Here is a 19,487-nt window from a genome sequence, read left to right on the forward strand (position 1 = left end):
GCATCTGGGGACCTTACTCGGAGGCAGGTGTTGCGCTTCAGACTTGACTACGCCCAGCCCTTCTCTCCTGCTCCGCACGCCTGACGATAGTTCGTATGAGCTCCACCACTTCGATCTCCAGAGCGGTAGCGAGTCGAAAAAACACAGCCAAAGAGGGCTGAGTTTCAGCAAGCTCCAACCTCGCCACAAAACTCCTGTGAACGTCAGCACGATGAGCAAGCTCCTCTTGGCTGATGTTGATTTCTGTGCGTCGGGCCTTGATCGCTGTGGCCACAGCGAGAAGTACGGGCAGATCTTGCACTTTGCGCATGCCCGAAACTTTCAACGGGCAAGCGCATCTATGCACCCGCATATATGGTACAAATTGGAGGCTTGGATAACTCGCTACTTCTTTGCTAGGAACCGTATGTTGACCCTCGCCAGTCTTCGTCCGCAAGCGCCCACCGATCTGACCAACCTGTCCAATGTTCTTCAGAAGCGGAGCGCCAGAAGAGCGGCGCTCCCGAATGAGCTCCCTGAACCACTCCTGATTTCTGTTGCACGCGATCTGAGATCGCTGGAAGTCATGGACGAAGAGTCAGACAGCGAACAAACGACGTTGGCAGCACCGATGATGCTTGTGTTTTCCCTCCTCCTCGGAACGTCTGGGCAGAACGAAGCGCAGCTTTCCATTGGAGGTCGAGCCATGTTCGAATCCCTCAGGTCTTATCAGTGGGCCGTCGAAAGGGAGATCGTGACAAGACTGACCGGACTTTCTGGTTGCGACGACACGGAAGTACTTCTGGAGCGCCTAACAGAAATCAACTCTGACAATCGCCCCTCAGATTCGACGGCTAGCTAAGGACTACTTCCGCCACACTTAGTTGTACAACTCGGGGATCAGCAAAACTCATTGTGAACCGCCCCGGGTTTGAACTGACCCCCAGAAGTTGGACGGTCGCGATCCCGCCAATCAGGCGGCGTCTCTCAGTCGGTATCCCACCGGGCTGAGCCCTTTCAGACCGAGCTTGATGCGCTCGTTGTTGTAGTAGTGAATGTAATCATGCACGCCCGCTTCGAGCGCATCAAGGCTGCTGGGCGCGGCAAGATGGAAGTACTCGGCTTTCAAGGTGCCAAAGAAGCTTTCAATCGCGGCGTTGTCAAAGCAGTTGCCTTTGCGGCTCATGCTTTGCGTGACTCCGCAAGACGCAAGCATCGCGCGGTACGGCTGCATCTTGTAGTGCCAGCCTTGATCCGAATGAATGATCAGTTCGCGGGTGCTACCGGCGCGCGAAAGCTCTGTCCGGAGCGTTCCCGAGACCAGTTCGAAGACGGGGCGCTTTGCCATGCGGTGCGCGATGATCTCGCCGTTGTACAGGTCCATGCAGGCCGACAGATAGAGCTTTTTACCGTTCACATTGAACTCGGTGACATCGGTCACCCACTTCTGGTCCGGCGCGGTCGCGCAGAAGTTGCGCTGCAGGACATTGGGCACGTGCGCTTCACTCATGCCCTAGGCGCGTCGGGAGCGCTTCTTTGTCCGGATCAACGCGCGCAGTCCCATCTTTTGCATCAGGCGCTGCACGCATTTGTGGTTGACCGCTTCCGCCGCTGAACTGCACAGAGCTGCCGTGATGCGTCGGTATCCGTAGCGCCCCTTGTGCTCGTCATAGATGACGCGGATCCTTGCCTCCATGGCGCTTTGCCGATCATCCCGCTGTGTCGTGTTGCAGTGGTAGTAGAACGTGCTGCGAGCCAGACCTGCAATCTGGAGCAGGTCTGTCAATTTATGGTGATGCCTCAACCCGGCAATCAGACGCGCTTTGTCGGCGCAGCTGATCTCTTCGACCGGATCAAGGCATGCAATTTTTTTAGGTACGCGACCTCCGCGCGGAGTCGTTCAGGATGGTTCGTGTCAGCCATTGGGGTGGTCTCCTTCGGAAGTAAGCGATCCAAAGGATGCTTGCTGCCGGCAGTGGCTGACAACCACTATGCATTTACTATGGCCCCGAGTTCATCGCCGACGCACTGGCCAAATGGGCGCAGTCCAAGGGCATCGCCCTCAATCACATCCAGCCAGGCAAGCCCACCCAGAACGCCTATATCGAACGCTTCAACAAGACCTACCGCACCGGGGTGCTGGACTGGTACGTGTTTGACTCACTCAAGGAAGTGCGGGACATGACGGCCGACTGGCTGCACCGATACAACCACCACCGGCCACATGAATCCCTCGGTCGCGTTCCACCGGTCGAGTACCGTGTGAAACAATTCCCCAAGCTCTACTTCTGACTGGCTCAGGAACTCGAGAGGACTTCAAAAAGCTCTGTACTACCGCAGCTACGACGAGCTAGCACTTACGGATGACGACCGCGAGAAAATGAAAGCCATCTGCAAAAAACACGGATTTGATCTGGACCACCCGTATTTCGACCCGGCAATCTACGACTAAGACTGGAACAGGCAAGACCTGAGCAATAAGCTAAACCTGATAGAAAACACAATGGACTGAACTTGACTCACGTCCGTGGCCGGTTTCTAGGTGGGAACGTCACAGAGCCGCCGCTTAGATGCATGTGCCAAAATCGAAAAAAAGATTCTGGGAGTTGGCACTTGATAAAACTTGGCTCGCAACTATTGCAACGTTCTGAGGAACACCGATCGGCTGTACGTCAGCTGACCCCCCTGTTTGAAGCGAGTCAACGCGCGAGGCCGGTATTTTTGCTCGGCGCCGGTGCGTCTTACAGATCAGGCGTCCCTCTGGCGGATGATGCGGTCAAGCGCATCGCCAAGGAGGTCTACGCCAAAAGGAACCTGGGCACCAGCAGCACCGCCAGAGTCATGCCTGGTGACATTGCGCGGTTCCTAGGCGAACAGTCCTGGTTCATCAACGAACCCGGCAAGCTTGGCGACAACTTCCCGTTAGCAGTCCGCCACCTTCTCGTTCCACGCGAGTATCGGCGGGAGTTTTTCCGGCGTGAGCTGCGCCCCTTCAACGGCACATCAGAGGGCTATCACGCCCTGGCGAGACTCGCGCAGCGTGGACTTTCTCGCGTCGCTCTGACAACCAACTTCGACGGTTGCATCGTCGAGGCCTTGTCGGCGCTCGCCCCGCATGTTCCCCGACCCATCGAAATTAATCAGACGCCAGACGATCATGTCTCGTTCTCGGTGTACGGACATGAACCGATGGTCGTGTATCTGCATGGCGCAATCGACTCCTACACCGACCTAAACACTAGCGAGGAAACGGAGAGGCTTCCGCCGGGCCTGGTCGAGATGCTCAAGCAGATGCTGACCGCGTCACCGCTTGTCGTGGTTGGCTATCGCGGCGGAGAGCCGTCGATCATGAGCGGGCTCTTCAAAGCGCTCACGCAGTCGACCCTTTCCTTCAAGTGCGGCGTGTATTGGTGCGACCTCGGGAGAGCGCCCTTGCATGAGCGGGTTCAAGCGCTCCACGAAGCGATTGGGGGTAACTTTTTCAACCTCACCATCGACGGGTTTGACGAACTTCTCCTTGACCTCGATGAAGCCCTACGCGATCAGGATGTCTATCGTCCGTCGGTAAGAGCAGAGCAGGTCAATCCAATCGAGACTAGCCGCAGCTTGGTCTTAGGCGACCTAGACCACGATCTGATTCTCGCAAAGCTTGGCGAGTACTGTGACAAGGTGCTGCGCCCGCGGGTCGATCGAACAAGGATGTGGGGACTTCTTGGCGAGCTTGGTCTTGTCGCCACTGACGCCAGCGGCGAACTCAGGCCGACGCCCGAGGCGGTCATCTTGTTTGGGAAGGACGTTCACTCGCTCTTCCCGCAGGCGTGCGTCGAGTTCACGCAAGGCGGGAAGAAGCGCAAACTCATCAAAGGCAATCTAATCCAGCAGTTTACGGAATTGCGCGAGCTGCTGGACTCCGCGGACGTGAATCCTCAGCTGCGAGTGAAGACAAGTTCTTCCTCAAAGAAGCAGCAGGCATACCACTCACGAAGCATCACCGAGATGATCGTGAATATGCTGGTTCATCGCGACTATTCCGCCGCCGAGCAAAGCAGGATCGACGTCGAGGAAGGGAGTCGGATTCGATTCGCGAACCCGGGCGGACTGCCGGCAAGCGTACTAAAGCGGCTGACGCCCGGTGCGGACGGCGAGTTCGCGCCCGTTCGCTCGGTAACCGACATCAGAAACTACTCGATCGCTGACGTGTTCTACGGCGTCGGACCAATGGACAAGCGAGGTTCTGGGCTGTGTGATGCCAAGGAGCTGATGCTGGAGCATGGTGGCACCGCAAGGTACTTGGTTGAGGCCGGCAATACGCACTTTGTCGCCGAATTGATTCAGGCACGACAGCAAGCTCCAGGAAGCTCCGAAACCGCGTTAGCACTGCATCCGTTTGGCGTCTATATGACGAACCATTTGCGGTTCGAGGTGATGCCGGGTGCCATCACGACGATTGACCAGCAGAACGTCCCGAGGATCAACGTACCGAGCGGTGCGGATCTCTTGGGACAGGCGACGCCTGACAACGCGCATGTTCTCATTAGGCAGCGGGATCGTGCGGTGAGTTTCTGCAAGCCGGCGGCTCTGGGCGCGCGCTCAGGGACATACAAGTTGGCCGATGTAGATCACTTCGCAAGCCAACCGGGTGGCCACACTACGGTTTCCCACCTACTGCGGGAGCACTTCGTTCGCTACCTGCGTACCTTCCAGGGCGACGGTCTCTACGTTGAGGGGGGTGGCCACCGCGCCTACTTCGTGAAGCTCAGTGATGACCCGGTGAAGATCAAGTACGACGCACCTAAGCGCTCGGGGGTGGAGCGGGAAATGGTGAAGCGCCGAGAGAGCAAGAAGGATGTCTTCCACGAGAACGAAGGGTTTGCCTTCGACGTGATCAGGTTCCAGGGCGACTGGGCCGTGCAGATCAAGCCCTTCTACATGTTCACGGAGGCGGATGGCAGGACGCCGTTGCCGCCCTATCGCAGGACGAAGCTCTCCACCAGTCGGATGCGCTTCGATCGGAATCAGGCGGTTGTGAGCGATCTTGGGTTCTGGTCGCGGTATCTTGCGCGCGGGGCAGCTACCGTTCAACTATGTCCAACGGGCGACTACGACCTTCTCATGGCCGGCGCCTTCCACGAGATCGAGATCTTCGACCCAAACGAGGAGGCAGGCCAATGACAATTAGGCTGCAAGTTCTTGGTGAACCGCTTCTGGAGTTCGGACGCAACGAGTATGGAGTCGATCCTCGGTTGGCGATGCGAAAAAGCGGCGCGTTAATGGCTTTACCGGATCGAATTGAGACTCACCAGCTTGGCCTGGTATGCCCTGTGGATGAGGTTCAGGCGATCAAGACCTGGTTCTCTGTGATGCGCGGTCTGGTCATGGGCGACGAGGCGAATGCCAGTCGATTCGGAGCCTTTCCTGGCACCGAAAGGGCGTTTGGCTGTGTCTACGAGATCCCAGAACAGTTCATTAAGACGATCGATCAGAGGGAGTTCGCACTTCAGCAGAGCAAGAACCCAGCAGAGAAGTTCGAGGGTTTGCTCGATCTGTATGCAGGGAAGATTGAATCCATGTTCAACGACGTTCGTCCGAAGGTCGTCGTCGTCGCCTTCCGAGAGTCAGAGGCAGACCTGAGAGTTACCAACTCGAAGCTGAGTCCTGAGGAGCGGCAGGCGCTTGAGTACTTGCAGCGTGAGGACGACAAACAGACCGAACTATTCGCACCCGACCCGGAAGAGCTCAAACGGATCGCTGAGTTGAAACCGCAGGCTGAAGAGCTTTTGTTTCGGAATTTCTATCGAGCGCTGAAAGCCCGCATGATGCAGCGACCGAACTCGGTGCCTCTGCAGGTAATCCGAGAGCACACCTACCGAGAAGACAAGGCCAGCCAGAGTGGTGCGACACGGGCATGGAACCTAGGAACGTCGCTCTTCTACAAAGCTGGGTCTATCCCCTGGCGTCCGAAGGATCTCCCATCCAACTACTGCTTCGTAGGCGTTTCGTTCCACCACCTCAAGCGTAAGGCAGGTGACGTCATGTATGCGAGCGTCGCGCAGGCGTTCTCCAGCACGGTTCAACCGTTCGTTTTGCGTGGCGCGACGATTCCCAAAGATCAGGTGGAGTACAAGCAGCCGTACTTGAAGGAGGCTCAAGCCGCTGATCTGATTGAGCGAGTGATCGAGGCCTACGTCAAGAACGCTGGAACGGTGCCTGACCGCGTGGTGATCCACAAGACCTCACGCTACCATGCGGAAGAAGCCAAAGGTTTCAATTCCGGCCTAAGCAAGGTAGCTGCCATCGATCTAGTTTGGCTCGGACAGACTGGGTTCCGTCTCGTAAAGAAGGGAACACAGGAGGTGTGGCGTGGCACTTGGGTGGACGTTGACGGCCGGGAGAACTACCTGTTTACCACTGGCTATGTGCCTTGGTGGAAAGAGTATCCTGGCCCGCATATTCCAGCGCCGCTTCTGTTTGGCAGCCATGGTAAGACCGACCTAAAGGCGCGCGCTGAAGAGATCCTGACGCTGACCAAGATGAATTGGAACAGTTCAGACGGGTTGGCTCGCTACCCCGTGACAATCTCGTTCGCGCGCCGTGTAGGTATGGTTATGACAGAGTTAGGTGACGACCCGTCCCCAAATCCGTCGTACCGGTTTTACATGTAGCAATGGAAGTCTTCAAATAGACCGCGCAACTGGCTCCAAAAGCGTGGACTGTTGCGCAAGCTCGAATATCCGGCCTCACGCTTGGTGAGAGTCTTAGCGACCTATCTTGATCGTAAAGCGGTCGCCTGAGGTCTTGCTTCGCGTATGACCGATTGGGACAGCCGTGAAAGTTTGTACATCAATACTGAATGTCTCGAACCAGCCTTGACCTGCCGCTAAGGAGTCGGAGGACTGCAGAGCAGCGAGGCTGTGTGAAAACCCTCTCACCGGCTGGAGCGGAACTCGGTAGAGTTCGAAGACATATTGAACCCGGAGGTCAATATGTCCAGATACATCGAGGGTCAAGACAGGCAGCAGGTCACGCTGTTGCCGGAGTGCCTGGATGACTTCATTGCGGAAGACAACACCGTTCGGATTGTGGACGTCTTCATCAATGAGTTGGACTTGGTCGGATTGGGCTTCGAGGGCGCAAACCCAGCGGCAACGGGCCGGCCCTCGTACCACCCCTCCGTGCTGTTGAAGCTCTACCTTTACGGGTACCTCAACCGCATCCAATCCAGCCGCAGGCTGGAGCGCGAATGCCAGCGCAACGTGGAACTGATGTGGCTTACCGGCCGGCTCGCCCCTGACTTCAAGACCATCGCGGACTTCCGCCGAGACAACGGCAAAGGCATTCGCAATGTCTGCCGTCGCTTCGTGATGCTGTGCCGCGAGTTGAAGCTGTTCACAGAGGCCGTGGTGGCCATCGACGGCAGCAAGTTCAAGGCCGTCAACAACCGGGAGCGTAACTACACGCCGGGCAAGATTGAGCGACGCGAGCGGGAACTGGAGGAAAGCATTCAGCGCTACCTCGATGCACTGGAGACGGCTGATCGGACCCAGCCTGTGGAGATGCAGGCCAAGGCCGATCGCCTCCAAGCAAAGATCCAGAAGATGCGACAGCGCTTGCAAGGCCTGCAGTCGATCAAGGCGCAACTGGAGACTCTGCCGGATCGTCAGCTCTCCCAGACGGACCCTGATGCACGCGCCATGACCACCCACAGCGCCAAGGGCACGGCCATGGTGGGCTACAACGTGCAAGCTGCGGTCGATACCAAGAACCACTTGATCGTTGCCCATGAAATCACGAACAACGGCAATGACCGTGCACAACTCAGTCCAATGGCCCTGGCTGCGCGTGATGCGATGGGTGCAGGACGGTTGACGGCTATCGCTGACCGTGGCTACTACAGTGGTCTGGGACTCAAGGCTTGCGAGGATGCTGGGGTTGCTGCACTTGTTCCTAAACCCATGACATCCAATGCCAGGGCTGAAGGTCGATTCGACAAGACCGACTTCATCTACATCGCTCGCGACGACGAATACCAATGCCCAGCGGGTCAACGAGCAATCCACCGCTTTAGCCGAGAAGAAGCTGGGCTGCAGATCAGCATTTACTGGTCCAGTGCCTGCCCTGGCTGCTCGATGAAAGCGCAATGCACAACAGGCGAGTACCGACGCATCCGGCGATGGGAGCATGAGGAAGTAATGGACAGGGTCCAGCAACGGCTGGACCAGATGACCAACGCCATGACGGTGCGCAAGAGCACCATCGAACATGTCTTCGGCACCCTCAAGCACTGGATGGGCTGGACACACTTCCTGACCAGAGGCTTCGAGAACGTGGCCACCGAAATGAGCCTGACCGTGTTGGCGTACAACTTCAAACGTGTCCTCAGCATCTTGGGCTTCGAGCGGACTAGGAAAGCGATGCAGCTGTTGGGCGCATAGGCCCCATTTGGGGGCGTTACAGACCCGATCTGCCGTCCCAAGAGGATTCCAGGATCGCTCTGACGGGGCGCAGACACGTTCAAACCGACAGAACCCTCATCATTGCTGGATACGTCTGTGTCGGACGCTGTCCACATGAGTTATCACACGGCCTCCAGCGATAGCGGCCATTCAATTCAGCTCGACGACCTCACGGAATCCGGCGCACAGCGGTCATTGCCCATCGCTTTTCAAATGAAAAAGGCATCGCAAGCGATGCCTTCGGACTGCACGGAGCGAATGCAACGAACTTTGTCAGAGCGCAGCGACCAGTTCCGGCACGGCTGCGAACAGATCGGCTTCCACGCCGTAGTCGGCCACGGAGAAGATCGGGGCCTCGGGATCCTTGTTGATCGCCACGATCACCTTGGAGTCCTTCATGCCCGCCAGGTGCTGGATGGCACCGGAGATGCCGGCAGCGATGTACAGCTGCGGCGCGACGATCTTGCCGGTCTGGCCGACCTGCAGGTCGTTGGGCGCGTAGCCGGCATCCACCGCAGCGCGGCTGGCACCGATGGCCGCACCCAGCTTGTCGGCCAGCGGGGTCATCACTTCGTTGAACTTCTCGCTGCTGCCCAGCGCGCGGCCACCGGAGACGATGATCTTGGCCGCCGTCAGTTCGGGCCGGTCGCTCTTGGCGATCTCGCTGCCCACGTAGGCGCTCTTGCCGTTGCCGCTGGCCGCAGCCACGGTTTCCACGGCGGCCGATCCGCCCTGCCCTGCGGCGTCAAAGCCGGTGGTGCGCACGGTGATCACCTTGGTGGCGTCCTGGCTCTGCACGGTGGCAATGGCGTTACCGGCGTAGATGGGGCGCTCGAAGGTGTCGGCGCTGATGACCTTGGTGATGTCGCTGATCTGGGCGACATCGAGCTTGGCGGCCACGCGCGGGGCCACGTTCTTGCCGCTGGCGGTGGCAGGGAAGAGGATGTGGCTGTAGCCAGAAGCGATGGCCAGCACCTGGGCGGCCACGTTTTCGGCCAGACCGTGGGCAAAGCCCTCGGCGTCGGCGTGGATCACTTTGGCCACGCCAGCGATCTGGGCTGCGGCAGCCGCGGCAGCGCCGGCGTTGTGGCCGGCCACCAGCACGTGCACTTCACCGCCGCAGGCAGCGGCGGCAGTGACGGTGTTGAGCGTGGCGCCCTTGATGGAAGCGTTGTCGTGTTCGGCAATGACGAGTGCGGTCATGACGTGAATTCCTTGATCAGTGTTGGGGGCGCGGCGGTCAGATCACCTTGGCTTCGTTCTTGAGCTTGTCGACCAGGGCGGCGACATCGGGCACCTTCACACCCGCGCCGCGCTTGGCCGGCTCGGCCACCTTCAGGGTCTTCAGGCGCGGGCTCACGTCCACGCCCAGGTCCTCGGGCTTGACGGTCTCCAGCGGCTTCTTCTTGGCCTTCATGATGTTGGGCAGCGTCACGTAGCGCGGCTCGTTCAGGCGCAGGTCGGTGGTCACCACGGCGGGCAGCGTCACTTCCAGCGTCTCCAGGCCGCCGTCGACTTCGCGGGTCACCTTGGCCTTGTCACCGGCGACTTCCACCTTGGAAGCGAAGGTGGCCTGCGGCAGGTCGGCCAGGGCGGCGAGCATCTGGCCGGTCTGGTTGGCGTCGTCGTCGATGGCCTGCTTGCCCAGGATCACCAGGCCCGGCTGCTCCTTGTCCACCAGGGCCTTGAGCAGCTTGGCCACGGCCAGGGGCTGCAGTTCGACATCGGTCTCGACCAGGATGGCGCGATCGGCACCAATGGCCATGGCCGTCCGCAGCGTTTCCTGGCACTGGGCCACACCGCAGGAGACAGCGATCACCTCGGTGGCGGCACCCTTCTCCTTCAGGCGCACCGCCTCTTCGACCGCAATCTCGTCGAACGGGTTCATGCTCATCTTGACGTTGGCAATGTCCACGCCCGTGCCGTCATTCTTGACTCGCACCTTGACGTTGTAGTCCACCACGCGCTTGACGGGGACGATGACTTTCATTTCATTACTCCTGTTAAATCTGCTGGTGGATACTGGATGTCAAACCCCATCGCACAGCCAAGTCTTGACGAATCAGCCTACGCCGACTCGACCAGTTCATCGTTGTTGGCATGTATTGCGGCCACTGCACCGCGAATGCCAGTTGCCCTCGCATGCGCGCGTCATGCAAGCGGGCACTCGCTTGTGAGCCTCAAGAGATAGTGGGACAGGCAGCCTGCGGACGTATGCCATCAGCCAGGAAGCGGATGAATACCTCTGCCACCTGATCGCCAGTGAGTGTGCCGTCAGCGTGGTACCACTGCGAAATAGAACTGATCGCCCCCATGAACCAAAAAACCGCGAGCCTTGCGTCACAAGGCGCAATGGAACCGTCCCGAATGCCCTCTTCTATGATGTTGCGAAGCTGGAGGTCAAACTTTCTCCGGCGTGCGGTGATCTTTTTACGATCCGCTGGCGTCATGGCGGAAAAGTCGTGCAGGATCGCGGGAGCTCCCATCTGATCTGTCAGGTGCGAAATGTAATTCCGCATGAACGCGGTGATCCGTCCGTACCCAGTGGACTCTGATGCGATCGCGTCTTTCAAGACCTGATCGCCAATTTTCATCGCCAGCTCATGGCACTCATAAATGAGTTCCTGCTTGCTCTTGAAATAGTAGTAGAGGGCAGGCTTGGTAACGTTGAGTGCGTTGGCAATTTCGTCGAGCGAGACGTTTTGTGACCCATGGCGCCCAAAGGCTTTAGACGCTTCAGCAATCACTGCCTGCCGCTTGAGTTCGTACTGCTCATCCGCACCACTGACAGCGTTGTTCCACCTCGCCCCTTTGGTGGCGCGCTTGGTCGCTGAACGCACCCGTGGCTTGGGTTCCGCTTCGATGGATTGGCTCATAAGGTTAGAGATCGCGCTTTGCTAAGGGGAGACAGTGGTTAGTCAAACATGATATCCAATGACCTCGGGCAGCCGCCTTCGGCGGCTTGCCCAGACACTCACTCAGCCAAAATCTGGCGCGCAATAATCAGCTTCTGAATGTGGCTGGTACCTTCGTAAATTTTGGTCACACGAACATCTCGGTAATAGCGCTCCACCGGAAAGTCCGAAACGTAGCCGTAGCCACCATGGACTTGAATCGCTGCAGAGCAGACCTTCTCTGCCATCTCACTGGCATACAGCTTGGCGATCGAAGCCTCTTTGTCTGAAGGAAGCCCCGCATCTCGCCGGCGAGCGGCATAGATCATGTACTGTCGAGCCACCTCAACCTGCATCGCCATGTCGGCCAGATCAAAGCTGACTGCCTGGAGTGCTGAGATCGGCTTGCCGTAGGCTTCCCGATCTTTGGCGTAACGAATGGCAGCCTCGAGCGCAGCGCGCGCGACACCGATCGCCAGGGCGGCAATCGCGATGCGCCCGTCTGACAATAGCGACAGGGCCTTTGCATATCCTCGCCCTTCTTCTCCCACCAGATTGCCGACTGGAACGCGCAGGTTGTCCAGCTGAATCTGGGCAGTATGCGCGGTGTGCTGTCCGAGCTTGTTCTCGATACGAAGCACCTGATAGCCCGGATCTTTGGGATCAACAATGAACAGGCTGAATCTATTCCGAGACCCAGGCTCCCCCGTGGCCGCCACGACAAAGGCGAAACCCGCTTCGCTGCCATTCGAGATCCATTGCTTGCTCCCATTGATCACGTAGTGTTGGCCATCGCGCTTGGCGGAGGTTCGGATGGAGGCAGTGTCAGAACCAGCATGAGGTTCCGACAGAAGAAATGCACCGATGTTCTTAGCCGAGGCCAGCCCGGGCAGGTGCTGAGCCTTCTGCTCCTCTGTGCCGAAATTGCACAAGACATGCGCTGACGAGTTGTGCACGTGCATCATGGTGGCAAAGCCACCATCGGCGACAGCGAACTCCTCGATGGCCAAGCAATACTCCACGAAAGAAAGTCCCGCACCTCCATGTGTTTGAGGGGCCAGCATGCCCATGAACCCCAATTCGGCCACGGACTGAATTTCGGCATGAGGCCACTCGCCGCTTTGGTCACGTTGCGCCGCTGTGACGGCCACGACCTCCTCCGCTACGCGGCGGGCCGACTCCCGAATCATGACCTCTTGTTCGCTGAGGAAAGCGTTGGAAACACTGCTCATCTGATGTCCTTGGGGTTAACTTTTCTGTGTCAAAAAATGCAGCTCAACCGAGCCAGCGCTTGCGACGCCGGTAGTGCTTCATGTCCCGGAAGCTCTTGCGCTCTCCCTCCACTGTCAAGCCGAGGTAGAACTCGCGAACGTCCTCATTGCTCTTGAGTTGGCTAGAAGGCCCCTCCAGCACAATGCGGCCGCTCTCCATCACATAGCCGTAATCTGCGAGTTCAAGCGCGACGCGGGTGTTCTGCTCGACGATCAGCAAAGTCAGCCCGCTGGCTTTCAAGTCGGAAAGAAGTCCGTAAACCTCCTCCACCATAAGGGGAGCCAATCCGAGCGATGGCTCATCGATCATCACCAGCTTGGGTTGGGACATCAATGCGCGACCAATCACCAGCAGTTGCTGCTCTCCTCCCGACAAATAACCTGCGGTTCGGTCGCGCAGGGCGGCCAAGCGCCTGATGCGGGAATAGACCTCGTCTAGCCTATCCTTGGCCTCTCGCCCGTTACCCATGTGCCCACCGACCACCAAGTTCTGCTCGACCGTCATGTGGCGCAGGACCTTGCGCCCCTCCATCACGTGCACAAGGCCCTGCCTCACCACATCTACCGGGTTCCTCCCTGTGATGTTGGTACCGTCGAACGTGATCGAGCCTGCGGTGACTCGACCATCTTCGGTGCGAATGAGGTTTGAAATGGCTTTGAGCGTCGTGCTCTTACCCGCTCCGTTGGCACCGAGCAGGGTAACGCACTTGCCCTTTGGTACATGCGCTGTAATGCCCTTCACAGCCAGAATCACTTCGCTGTAAAGAACCTCAACGTTATTTAGCTCAAGCACAGGCAACTCCAATGTTTGTCAATCCAGGCCCACAGCCGCAGGCCTGGATATGCGGTCAATTACCACTTGTTCACGTTCGGAACGGGAGCGTTTTGTTCGACCAGCTTGTATTTCCCTTTTTCAATCGTTCCGATGTTCACCGCCAACCCAGAAGTTGGGAACGGAGCCTCGTTGCTGAACTTGATGTTGGGCAGTACACCAAATGTCCGCTCGCTTGGGATAGGATTAGTTTGCAACGCAGTGCGGATATCCGCGCCCGTCACTCCGGCAGGGCCCTTGACCTTCACCACCTGCTCCACCGCACGTACAGTGAGCAGGGACATGGCCAGTCCCATCATGCAAGGCGAGGTGAAGTTGGCCTGCGTCTTGTACTGGTTGCGAAGTTTCTCGAAAAAGGCTCGCGCAGTGGTCGGGTCTTCCGTCGCAATGGCCATGCCATAGACTTCAAAACTGCCCTCCATCTGGTTGAGGTCGCCCAAGGCCTTGCCCGACGAGAGCAATCCGTTGTGCGCGCTGACCACAATAGGGATGTTGCCCTTTCCAAGGCTTTGCAAGGCACGACGAGTTGCCACCACCGATGCTGTGTTGTTGAAGACCTGAATCACCGTCGCCCCTTTGCGAAGCAGTCGATTCACTTGCTGCGTAAGGTCCGTCGGCTGTGCCTCGGTGTAGATCGTCTCCACCACCTCCAGGATCTGGGGGTTGTCCTTGGCAAATCGCTCCACACCCTTGTGAATGTCCACGTAAGCGGGAGAAACTTCCGAAGAGATCACCCCGACCTTCAGCGGACCACCCCCCATCTTCTTCTGATACCAAGCGTAAAAGCCGGCCGCTTCATGCGGGTAAGTCGCCCGTGCATTGAATACCCAGCTGCCATCCTTCCAAGCGAAGCCATAGCCAGCCGTGCCGAGCAGCAGGGGCACCTTGTCGTTGGGCAATCGCTGCTGCAGCGCATTGCTGTCTGGCCCGCCGAGGCCCCAGACGGCAATCGGGTTGAGCTCCGCCTTGATGCCTGGCCAGAGGGAAGCGACTTGGGCCACGTCGTAGCGTGCGTCATGCTCTTTGACTTTTAGGGTAACGCCAAGGGATTTGCCCACCTCATCATTCCACCAGTCGAGTACCCCGCGACGGCAGCCCGTGATGTCCTTCATTACGTCAGCGAATGGCCCAGTGAAATCAGCGATTCCAGCAATGTTGTATGTCGTCTGAGCGTAAGCGGTGCTTCCTCCACCCAGTATGGCCAATAAAGCCGCCGAGCCCAAAACATGGCGGACTCTTACCGAAACACTTATCTTTTGCTTAACCATTTGCTTGTCTCCTTGGTGATTACGCTGTTTAACCAAAGTCAACCACCCACCAGCGTGAAAAGGGGGTCGGGATACTGTTCATACTCAGTAAGGGTAGGGCCACATTCGGTACGACCGCTTGGCAATATTCCAACGATGCATCAGGCCACGAGGCTCGAAAATCAGGAAGCCCGCGATAATGCCGCCGAGAAAGATATTCATGGCCGCGAACACCAGGTCTCCGCCTAGAAATGGAATGCGCTCGATCAGTGCAGGCCCCATGCTGGTGATAGATTCCTGAGCCATGCGAATGACGAAAACACCAATCAATGCACCAGTAATCGAGCCCATGCCGCCCACGATGATCATGGCAATAAACCAGATTGAATGAATCAGCGTGAACTGGTCAATCGCGACAAAGCGAACGTAGTATGCCCACAACCCTCCGCCAATACCTGCATAGAAGGCGCCCACCAAAAATGCCAGGGCTTTTGTCCTCACCACGTTGATGCCCATCATCCCTGAAGCCACATCATCGTCACGAACAGCGGCGAAAATGCGCCCATGTCGGCTCCGTGCAATACCGTATGCTCCCGCGATCATGACCATAGCGACCACGAGACACAGGTAATACACACCGATATCCGACTCAAACTTAAACCCAAACAGCTCAGCAGGCTCCAAGGTAATGCCATTTGAACCCCCCAGCCATTTTTGCGGAAGATTGAGCACAAAAAAGTGGAACAGGATTTGTGCAGCAATCGTGGTGAGTGCGAGGTAGAACCCTTTTATCCGGACAGCAGCAAGACCGAAAATGAGCCCAAAAAGTGCGGCGAACACCCCACCCGCGGGCAGGGCCAGCCAGAATGGAAGGTGCAATTTGCTGGCAAGCACAGCCGTCGAATACGCACCGACCCCCATGAAGGCGGCCTGGCCTATATTGACCTGCCCAGCCAAACCAGTATTGATTTGCAGACCAAGAACCACCACTGCCGTGATCAGCATCGATGTCATCACTGCCACCGATCGAACCTCGGCGACCATCGGCAGGGCAAACAGAGCCACAACAAATAACAACAGCGCAATTGCTTGATTTCGCGTACGGATAAGCGATTGATCCTGACGATAGGAGGTTGCAAAAATACCAGCGGGATCCATGATCAAACCCTTTCAATGGTTTTCCAACCGAACATACCGGTTGGACGAATCAAGAGCATCAGCAACATGATGATGAATGGAAATACAGAGCCAATTGCACCGCCAACCAGAGGATCAAGATAGGCCGATGCCAAACCTTGAATCACGCCCACCAGCACACCGGCGAGCAACAAACCTGCGAGAGATTCCAAGCCAGCGAGCAATGCCACAGGAAGCGCTGCCAATCCGATGTCGGAGCTCAGCATGTTGATGGAGCGGCCACTCAGGTGAACCATCGCACCCAGAGTGGAAAGCACAGAGCCGAGGATCCAGGCAAAGGCAATGGATCGCTGCACGGAGATACCCATTGACATCGCCACCTGATGGTCTTCGGCCACGGCGGTCATCGTCAAACCCGTACGCGTTTTGTTGAAAAACCACGAAAGTCCAAAGCCAATGGCAATCGTGAGCAACCCGCCATAGAACATCGAGCGAGAGATCAGGATGTCGCCAAAGATCAGCGGATCAATTGGAAAAACCATCGGAAAGGCGCGGACCTGTGGACCAAACAGGACCAAGACCACGCCACGAATTAGGATCAGAAGCCCGATGGTCACCATCACCATGGAAAAAACGGATTCACCGACAAGTCGCGCAAAGAAAATCCGCTCGATCATCAAGCCGAAGATGGCTGCGCTCACGAATGCCACTGGCAGGCCGATCCACAACGGCATTCCCATTTGAATCACTGTCCACCAGACCATGTACCCGCCGAAGACGACCAGTTCCCCCTGCGCGAAGTTGAACACCTTTGATGCCCGATAGATCACCACAAAACCCATGGCAATCAGTGCATACAAGAGGCCCGTCAACGCGCCATTGATGAGGTAATTCAGGAAATCAATCATCACCTTCTCCCATTTGAAATGCCGGCCTTGGTCGTCTGGTCGGCAGCCGTTACGTCGCGAATGAATACCTGCGCGGTGAACTGGCTGCGACGTCCATCCTGATAGGTCACCGGTATGTCCACAGTCACTTCAGACGCCCCGTTGTAAAGACCTTGAATCAGCGCCGAATACCTATCTTCCAGAAACTCTCGACGCAGCTTTCTCGATCGGGTCAACTCGCCCTCATCCGGGTCAAGCTCCTTTGGAAAGTTGGCGAAACGTCGGACTCGCGCGTGGGCCGGCAGGAACTGGTTTACCCGGGAGATTTCCCGGCTAAGGAGGTCGGCTACCTCTGGGCGCTGCGAGAGATCCGTGAAGGTCGAGAAGCCAATGCGCTTGTCTTCTGCCCAGCGAGACAGCACACCCATGTCGATGTTGATGAGTGCTGCAACAAAGTCGCGCCTTTCATCTCCGACAGTCATGATGTCTTTGATGAACGGGCTGAAGCGAAGGCGGGTTTCAACAAACTGCGGCGGGAACGTCTGGCCATCGGCAAGACGCTTCAGATCGGACACACGCTCCAAAAACACAAGTTCGCCTCGATCCGTCTTGGTAACCGCATCTCCGGTTTGGTACCACCCGTCTTTGACCTTGGCTTCGACAGAGCCTTCGCGTCGGTAGTAGCCCAGAAACGAGCTCCCTCCCCTGACGCACAACTCCCCATCTGCTGTCAGCATCCACTCCAGTGGAGTTCCTGCCTCGGGGTGCGTCTGCATCCAGTGACCAACGGTTTCCAGGTCAAAACGGTCTCCCTGGTGGCTCGTCAACAGCCCGACCTCGGTCGAGCCATAGATGTTTCTCAAGGGAACGCCCATCGCATGGAACATGCGGAACACATCTGGTGCCATGGTGGCTCCTCCGCAGATGGCCACCTGCAATCGTGTCAGGCCAAGTTGGTCTCTCAACGGCCTAAGGACCAGCGCATTGGCGAGGGGCAGCAAGGCCCGACTCCACCACGACACGTGCTTGCCGTCCATACGCGCGACGTGCACAGCATGTCCAACCTTCAAACCCCACTCGTAAATGGCTCGCCGCACAGCGCCCGCGTCGAGCATGTGTGCCTGCACGGAAGACGCCATGCTTTCCCATTGGCGCGGGGCAAACGTCATGGCCTCGACCGCCAGCTCTCGAATGTTTTCAAGAACCTGCTCAGGGCCCTCAGGAAAGTTGACCACCATGGGCAGGCCGATTCCCAAGGCCAGACCCATGAATTGCTCCGTGGCCCATGCTGGGGCGATGTAGCTCAGGTACTGGGTGCCTGGCCTGGCCTTCGTGGCATTGATCAGGCGTTGGGCGTTGTCAACCAAGCTACGATGCGAAAGGATCACCCCCTTGGGTTTGCCCGTGGTGCCTGATGTGTACGAAAGCACCGCGATGTCGTCAGGACGGCCCTGATCAACGAGACGGTCGTACATCAGCTCATCCTTTTCGCCAAGGGACCGCCCCTCGCTCTGCAACTGATGAAACTTGCGCAAGATGGGGTCTCGGTACGACCACATGCCCGTGTCGTCCCAGTACACGATGTGCCGCAGGTTGGGAGTGGCCGTCTTCACCGCCAACCCTTTGTCCACCTGTTCCTGATCCTGAGCAAAGAGGCAGACGGCCTCACTGTCATCCAGCAGGTACTGCACTTCGTCTGCCGTGAGGTCCGGATACAGTGAGATCACCTTGCACCCGACTGCTTGTGCCGCGTATTCGGCCCAGTAATGCTGAGGCTCGTTCTCACCAATGATTGCGACCGTCTCTCCGCGTTGAATACCCAGTTGGTGAAGACCCAAGGCCAAGTCCATGACATTGCGCTGGACCTGTGAGAAGTCGTACTCGCGCCAGATACCACGCGTCTTGTGCCGCTGCGAAAGTCGCTGCGGTGAGCGTCTGGCGTGGTCACGTAGCAGTTGCGGCAGTGTTGCCATGCGAATGTTCATGCCACCCCCTCACCCAGATATGCTTTCAATACGGCAGGATCGGCCTGGATCTCCTTGGGTGTTCCCTCGGCAATCTTTCGGCCAAAGTCCAGCACAGCCACGCGATCCGCAAGGTCCATGACAACCCCCATATCGTGCTCGACCAGCACGATCGGGATGCGTTTGGCTTCTCTCACATCCAGAATGAACCTAGCCAGATCTTCCTTCTCCTCGGTATTCATTCCGGCCATTGGCTCGTCCATGAGAAGGATCTTGGGATCTTGAGCGAGAGCGCGCCCGAGGTCGACGCGCTTGCGAAGTCCATAACCCAGGCTGCCCACTGGGGAGTGCCGGATCGACTCGATTTCCAGGAACTCGATGATTTCCTCCACCGCTTCCCTGTGAGCCACCTCTTCGCGTACAGCGGGTCCGAAATGGCAAAAGGACTGGATCAGGTTGGTGCGCATATGCAAGTGGCGCCCCACCATCAGGTTCTCAATGACCGTCATGCCCGAGAAGATGTGGGTACCTTGAAACGTGCGGGCCAATCCGCGGGCGGCCACTTCGTGTGTGGCCATGCCTCTGATCGAGTGCTCGCCAAGACGGATTTCGCCTGCCTTGGGACGATAGAAGCCACTTAGGCAATTCATCAGCGACGACTTCCCTGCTCCGTTAGGACCGATCACGGCCAACAACTCGTCGTCGCGTACATCAATGGAGACATCGTTCAGGGCCACGATTCCCCCAAACTTCAAAAGCAGATGGCTTGCGGAAAGCACGATCTGAGCGTGCTTACCCTTTGGCAGATCACTCATTCTTTCCT

The 19,487-nt window shown here is 57.6% G+C and carries 17 protein-coding genes and 1 pseudogene; 5 read left to right on the forward strand and 13 right to left on the reverse strand.

The genetic code is table 11. The features are described 5' to 3' along the window. Positions 1–37 precede the first annotated feature (37 nt). The gene (locus tag AAHB17_RS08265) at positions 38–310 is read right to left on the reverse strand and encodes a helix-turn-helix domain-containing protein (protein WP_342130066.1); all 273 of its coding nucleotides are present in this window, start codon (positions 308–310) and stop codon (positions 38–40) included. On the opposite strand from AAHB17_RS08265, the gene AAHB17_RS08270 reads away from it, so the two are divergent. After that, positions 212–841, forward strand: a complete 630-nt coding sequence (locus AAHB17_RS08270) for a hypothetical protein (protein ID WP_342130146.1) — start codon at positions 212–214, stop codon at positions 839–841. The genes AAHB17_RS08265 and AAHB17_RS08270 overlap by 99 nt on opposite strands. A gap of 111 nt (positions 842–952) precedes the next feature. On the opposite strand, the gene AAHB17_RS08275 is transcribed toward AAHB17_RS08270, so the two are convergent. Then, positions 953–1,489 (reverse strand): IS3 family transposase, encoded by a 537-nt coding sequence (locus tag AAHB17_RS08275; protein ID WP_342130067.1) that lies wholly within the window; start codon positions 1,487–1,489, stop codon positions 953–955. A 3-nt stretch (positions 1,490–1,492) separates the two neighbouring features. Then, complete coding sequence (locus AAHB17_RS08280; protein ID WP_342130068.1) at positions 1,493–1,765, reverse strand: IS3 family transposase; 273 nt, start codon at positions 1,763–1,765, stop codon at positions 1,493–1,495. A gap of 218 nt (positions 1,766–1,983) precedes the next feature. Here AAHB17_RS08280 and AAHB17_RS08285 point away from each other — a divergent pair. The 4 genes and pseudogenes from AAHB17_RS08285 to AAHB17_RS08300 form a co-directional block, all read left to right on the forward strand. Next, positions 1,984–2,271: pseudogene (locus tag AAHB17_RS08285) on the forward strand (integrase core domain-containing protein); the annotation flags it as partial. A 321-nt stretch (positions 2,272–2,592) separates the two neighbouring features. Beyond that, positions 2,593–5,151, forward strand: coding sequence for an SIR2 family protein (locus tag AAHB17_RS08290; protein WP_342130069.1), 2,559 nt, complete (start codon positions 2,593–2,595; stop codon positions 5,149–5,151). Beyond that, positions 5,148–6,641 carry a hypothetical protein gene (locus AAHB17_RS08295; protein ID WP_342130070.1) on the forward strand — a complete coding sequence of 498 codons (1,494 nt, stop codon included), beginning with the start codon at positions 5,148–5,150 and terminating at the stop codon, positions 6,639–6,641. The genes AAHB17_RS08290 and AAHB17_RS08295 overlap by 4 nt, the downstream gene beginning before the upstream one ends. Before the next feature lie 321 nt (positions 6,642–6,962). Beyond that, positions 6,963–8,411: an IS1182 family transposase gene (locus tag AAHB17_RS08300; protein WP_342130071.1), complete on the forward strand. Its 1,449-nt coding sequence runs from the start codon at positions 6,963–6,965 to the stop codon at positions 8,409–8,411. Between the two features lie 294 nt (positions 8,412–8,705). Here the strand turns inward: AAHB17_RS08300 and AAHB17_RS08305 are convergent, their stop codons facing one another. The 10 genes from AAHB17_RS08305 to AAHB17_RS08350 all read right to left on the reverse strand — a co-directional run bounded on the left by AAHB17_RS08305 (position 8,706) and on the right by AAHB17_RS08350 (position 19,479). Continuing rightward, complete coding sequence (locus AAHB17_RS08305) at positions 8,706–9,635, reverse strand: electron transfer flavoprotein subunit alpha/FixB family protein (protein ID WP_342130072.1); 930 nt, start codon at positions 9,633–9,635, stop codon at positions 8,706–8,708. Positions 9,636–9,672: 37 nt separating this feature from the next. Further along, positions 9,673–10,422 carry an electron transfer flavoprotein subunit beta/FixA family protein gene (locus tag AAHB17_RS08310; protein WP_342130073.1) on the reverse strand — a complete coding sequence of 250 codons (750 nt, stop codon included), beginning with the start codon at positions 10,420–10,422 and terminating at the stop codon, positions 9,673–9,675. A gap of 190 nt (positions 10,423–10,612) precedes the next feature. After that, complete coding sequence (locus AAHB17_RS08315) at positions 10,613–11,308, reverse strand: TetR/AcrR family transcriptional regulator (RefSeq protein WP_342130074.1); 696 nt, start codon at positions 11,306–11,308, stop codon at positions 10,613–10,615. Between the two features lie 98 nt (positions 11,309–11,406). After that, entirely contained in the window at positions 11,407–12,558 is a 1,152-nt protein-coding gene (locus AAHB17_RS08320; protein ID WP_342130075.1) for an acyl-CoA dehydrogenase family protein, read from the reverse strand. A 43-nt stretch (positions 12,559–12,601) separates the two neighbouring features. Beyond that, the gene (locus tag AAHB17_RS08325; RefSeq protein WP_342130076.1) at positions 12,602–13,390 is read right to left on the reverse strand and encodes an ABC transporter ATP-binding protein; all 789 of its coding nucleotides are present in this window, start codon (positions 13,388–13,390) and stop codon (positions 12,602–12,604) included. A gap of 59 nt (positions 13,391–13,449) precedes the next feature. After that, positions 13,450–14,697 carry an ABC transporter substrate-binding protein gene (locus tag AAHB17_RS08330; RefSeq protein ID WP_342130077.1) on the reverse strand — a complete coding sequence of 416 codons (1,248 nt, stop codon included), beginning with the start codon at positions 14,695–14,697 and terminating at the stop codon, positions 13,450–13,452. An 84-nt stretch (positions 14,698–14,781) separates the two neighbouring features. Further along, positions 14,782–15,834, reverse strand: a complete 1,053-nt coding sequence (locus tag AAHB17_RS08335) for a branched-chain amino acid ABC transporter permease (protein WP_342130078.1) — start codon at positions 15,832–15,834, stop codon at positions 14,782–14,784. A 2-nt stretch (positions 15,835–15,836) separates the two neighbouring features. Beyond that, positions 15,837–16,721 carry a branched-chain amino acid ABC transporter permease gene (locus AAHB17_RS08340; RefSeq protein ID WP_291925329.1) on the reverse strand — a complete coding sequence of 295 codons (885 nt, stop codon included), beginning with the start codon at positions 16,719–16,721 and terminating at the stop codon, positions 15,837–15,839. Continuing rightward, positions 16,721–18,685, reverse strand: a complete 1,965-nt coding sequence (locus AAHB17_RS08345) for an AMP-dependent synthetase/ligase (protein WP_342130079.1) — start codon at positions 18,683–18,685, stop codon at positions 16,721–16,723. The genes AAHB17_RS08340 and AAHB17_RS08345 overlap by 1 nt, the downstream gene beginning before the upstream one ends. Then, positions 18,682–19,479: an ABC transporter ATP-binding protein gene (locus tag AAHB17_RS08350; protein WP_342130080.1), complete on the reverse strand. Its 798-nt coding sequence runs from the start codon at positions 19,477–19,479 to the stop codon at positions 18,682–18,684. Before AAHB17_RS08350 ends, AAHB17_RS08345 begins: the two co-directional genes overlap by 4 nt. Between the last annotated feature and the right edge of the window lie 8 nt (positions 19,480–19,487).

Origin of the sequence: Hydrogenophaga sp. OTU3427, assembly GCF_038440225.1 — a bacterium.
Taxonomy (GTDB): domain Bacteria; phylum Pseudomonadota; class Gammaproteobacteria; order Burkholderiales; family Burkholderiaceae_C; genus Hydrogenophaga.

Bases quoted from the DNA above. Each gene is read 5' to 3' on its own strand.
- AAHB17_RS08275 (WP_342130067.1), bottom strand. From the start codon at position 1,489: ATGAGTGAAGCGCACGTGCCCAATGTCCTGCAGCGCAACTTCTGCGCG.
- AAHB17_RS08310 (WP_342130073.1), bottom strand. From the start codon at position 10,422: ATGAAAGTCATCGTCCCCGTCAAGCGCGTGGTGGACTACAACGTCAAG.
- AAHB17_RS08270 (WP_342130146.1), top strand. From the start codon at position 212: ATGAGCAAGCTCCTCTTGGCTGATGTTGATTTCTGTGCGTCGGGCCTT.
- AAHB17_RS08340 (WP_291925329.1), bottom strand. From the start codon at position 16,721: ATGATTGATTTCCTGAATTACCTCATCAATGGCGCGTTGACGGGCCTC.
- AAHB17_RS08295 (WP_342130070.1), top strand. From the start codon at position 5,148: ATGACAATTAGGCTGCAAGTTCTTGGTGAACCGCTTCTGGAGTTCGGA.
- AAHB17_RS08330 (WP_342130077.1), bottom strand. From the start codon at position 14,697: ATGGTTAAGCAAAAGATAAGTGTTTCGGTAAGAGTCCGCCATGTTTTG.
- AAHB17_RS08265 (WP_342130066.1), bottom strand. From the start codon at position 310: ATGCGCAAAGTGCAAGATCTGCCCGTACTTCTCGCTGTGGCCACAGCG.
- AAHB17_RS08345 (WP_342130079.1), bottom strand. From the start codon at position 18,685: ATGAACATTCGCATGGCAACACTGCCGCAACTGCTACGTGACCACGCC.
- AAHB17_RS08305 (WP_342130072.1), bottom strand. From the start codon at position 9,635: ATGACCGCACTCGTCATTGCCGAACACGACAACGCTTCCATCAAGGGC.
- AAHB17_RS08300 (WP_342130071.1), top strand. From the start codon at position 6,963: ATGTCCAGATACATCGAGGGTCAAGACAGGCAGCAGGTCACGCTGTTG.
- AAHB17_RS08320 (WP_342130075.1), bottom strand. From the start codon at position 12,558: ATGAGCAGTGTTTCCAACGCTTTCCTCAGCGAACAAGAGGTCATGATT.
- AAHB17_RS08315 (WP_342130074.1), bottom strand. From the start codon at position 11,308: ATGAGCCAATCCATCGAAGCGGAACCCAAGCCACGGGTGCGTTCAGCG.
- AAHB17_RS08350 (WP_342130080.1), bottom strand. From the start codon at position 19,479: ATGAGTGATCTGCCAAAGGGTAAGCACGCTCAGATCGTGCTTTCCGCA.
- AAHB17_RS08335 (WP_342130078.1), bottom strand. From the start codon at position 15,834: ATGGATCCCGCTGGTATTTTTGCAACCTCCTATCGTCAGGATCAATCG.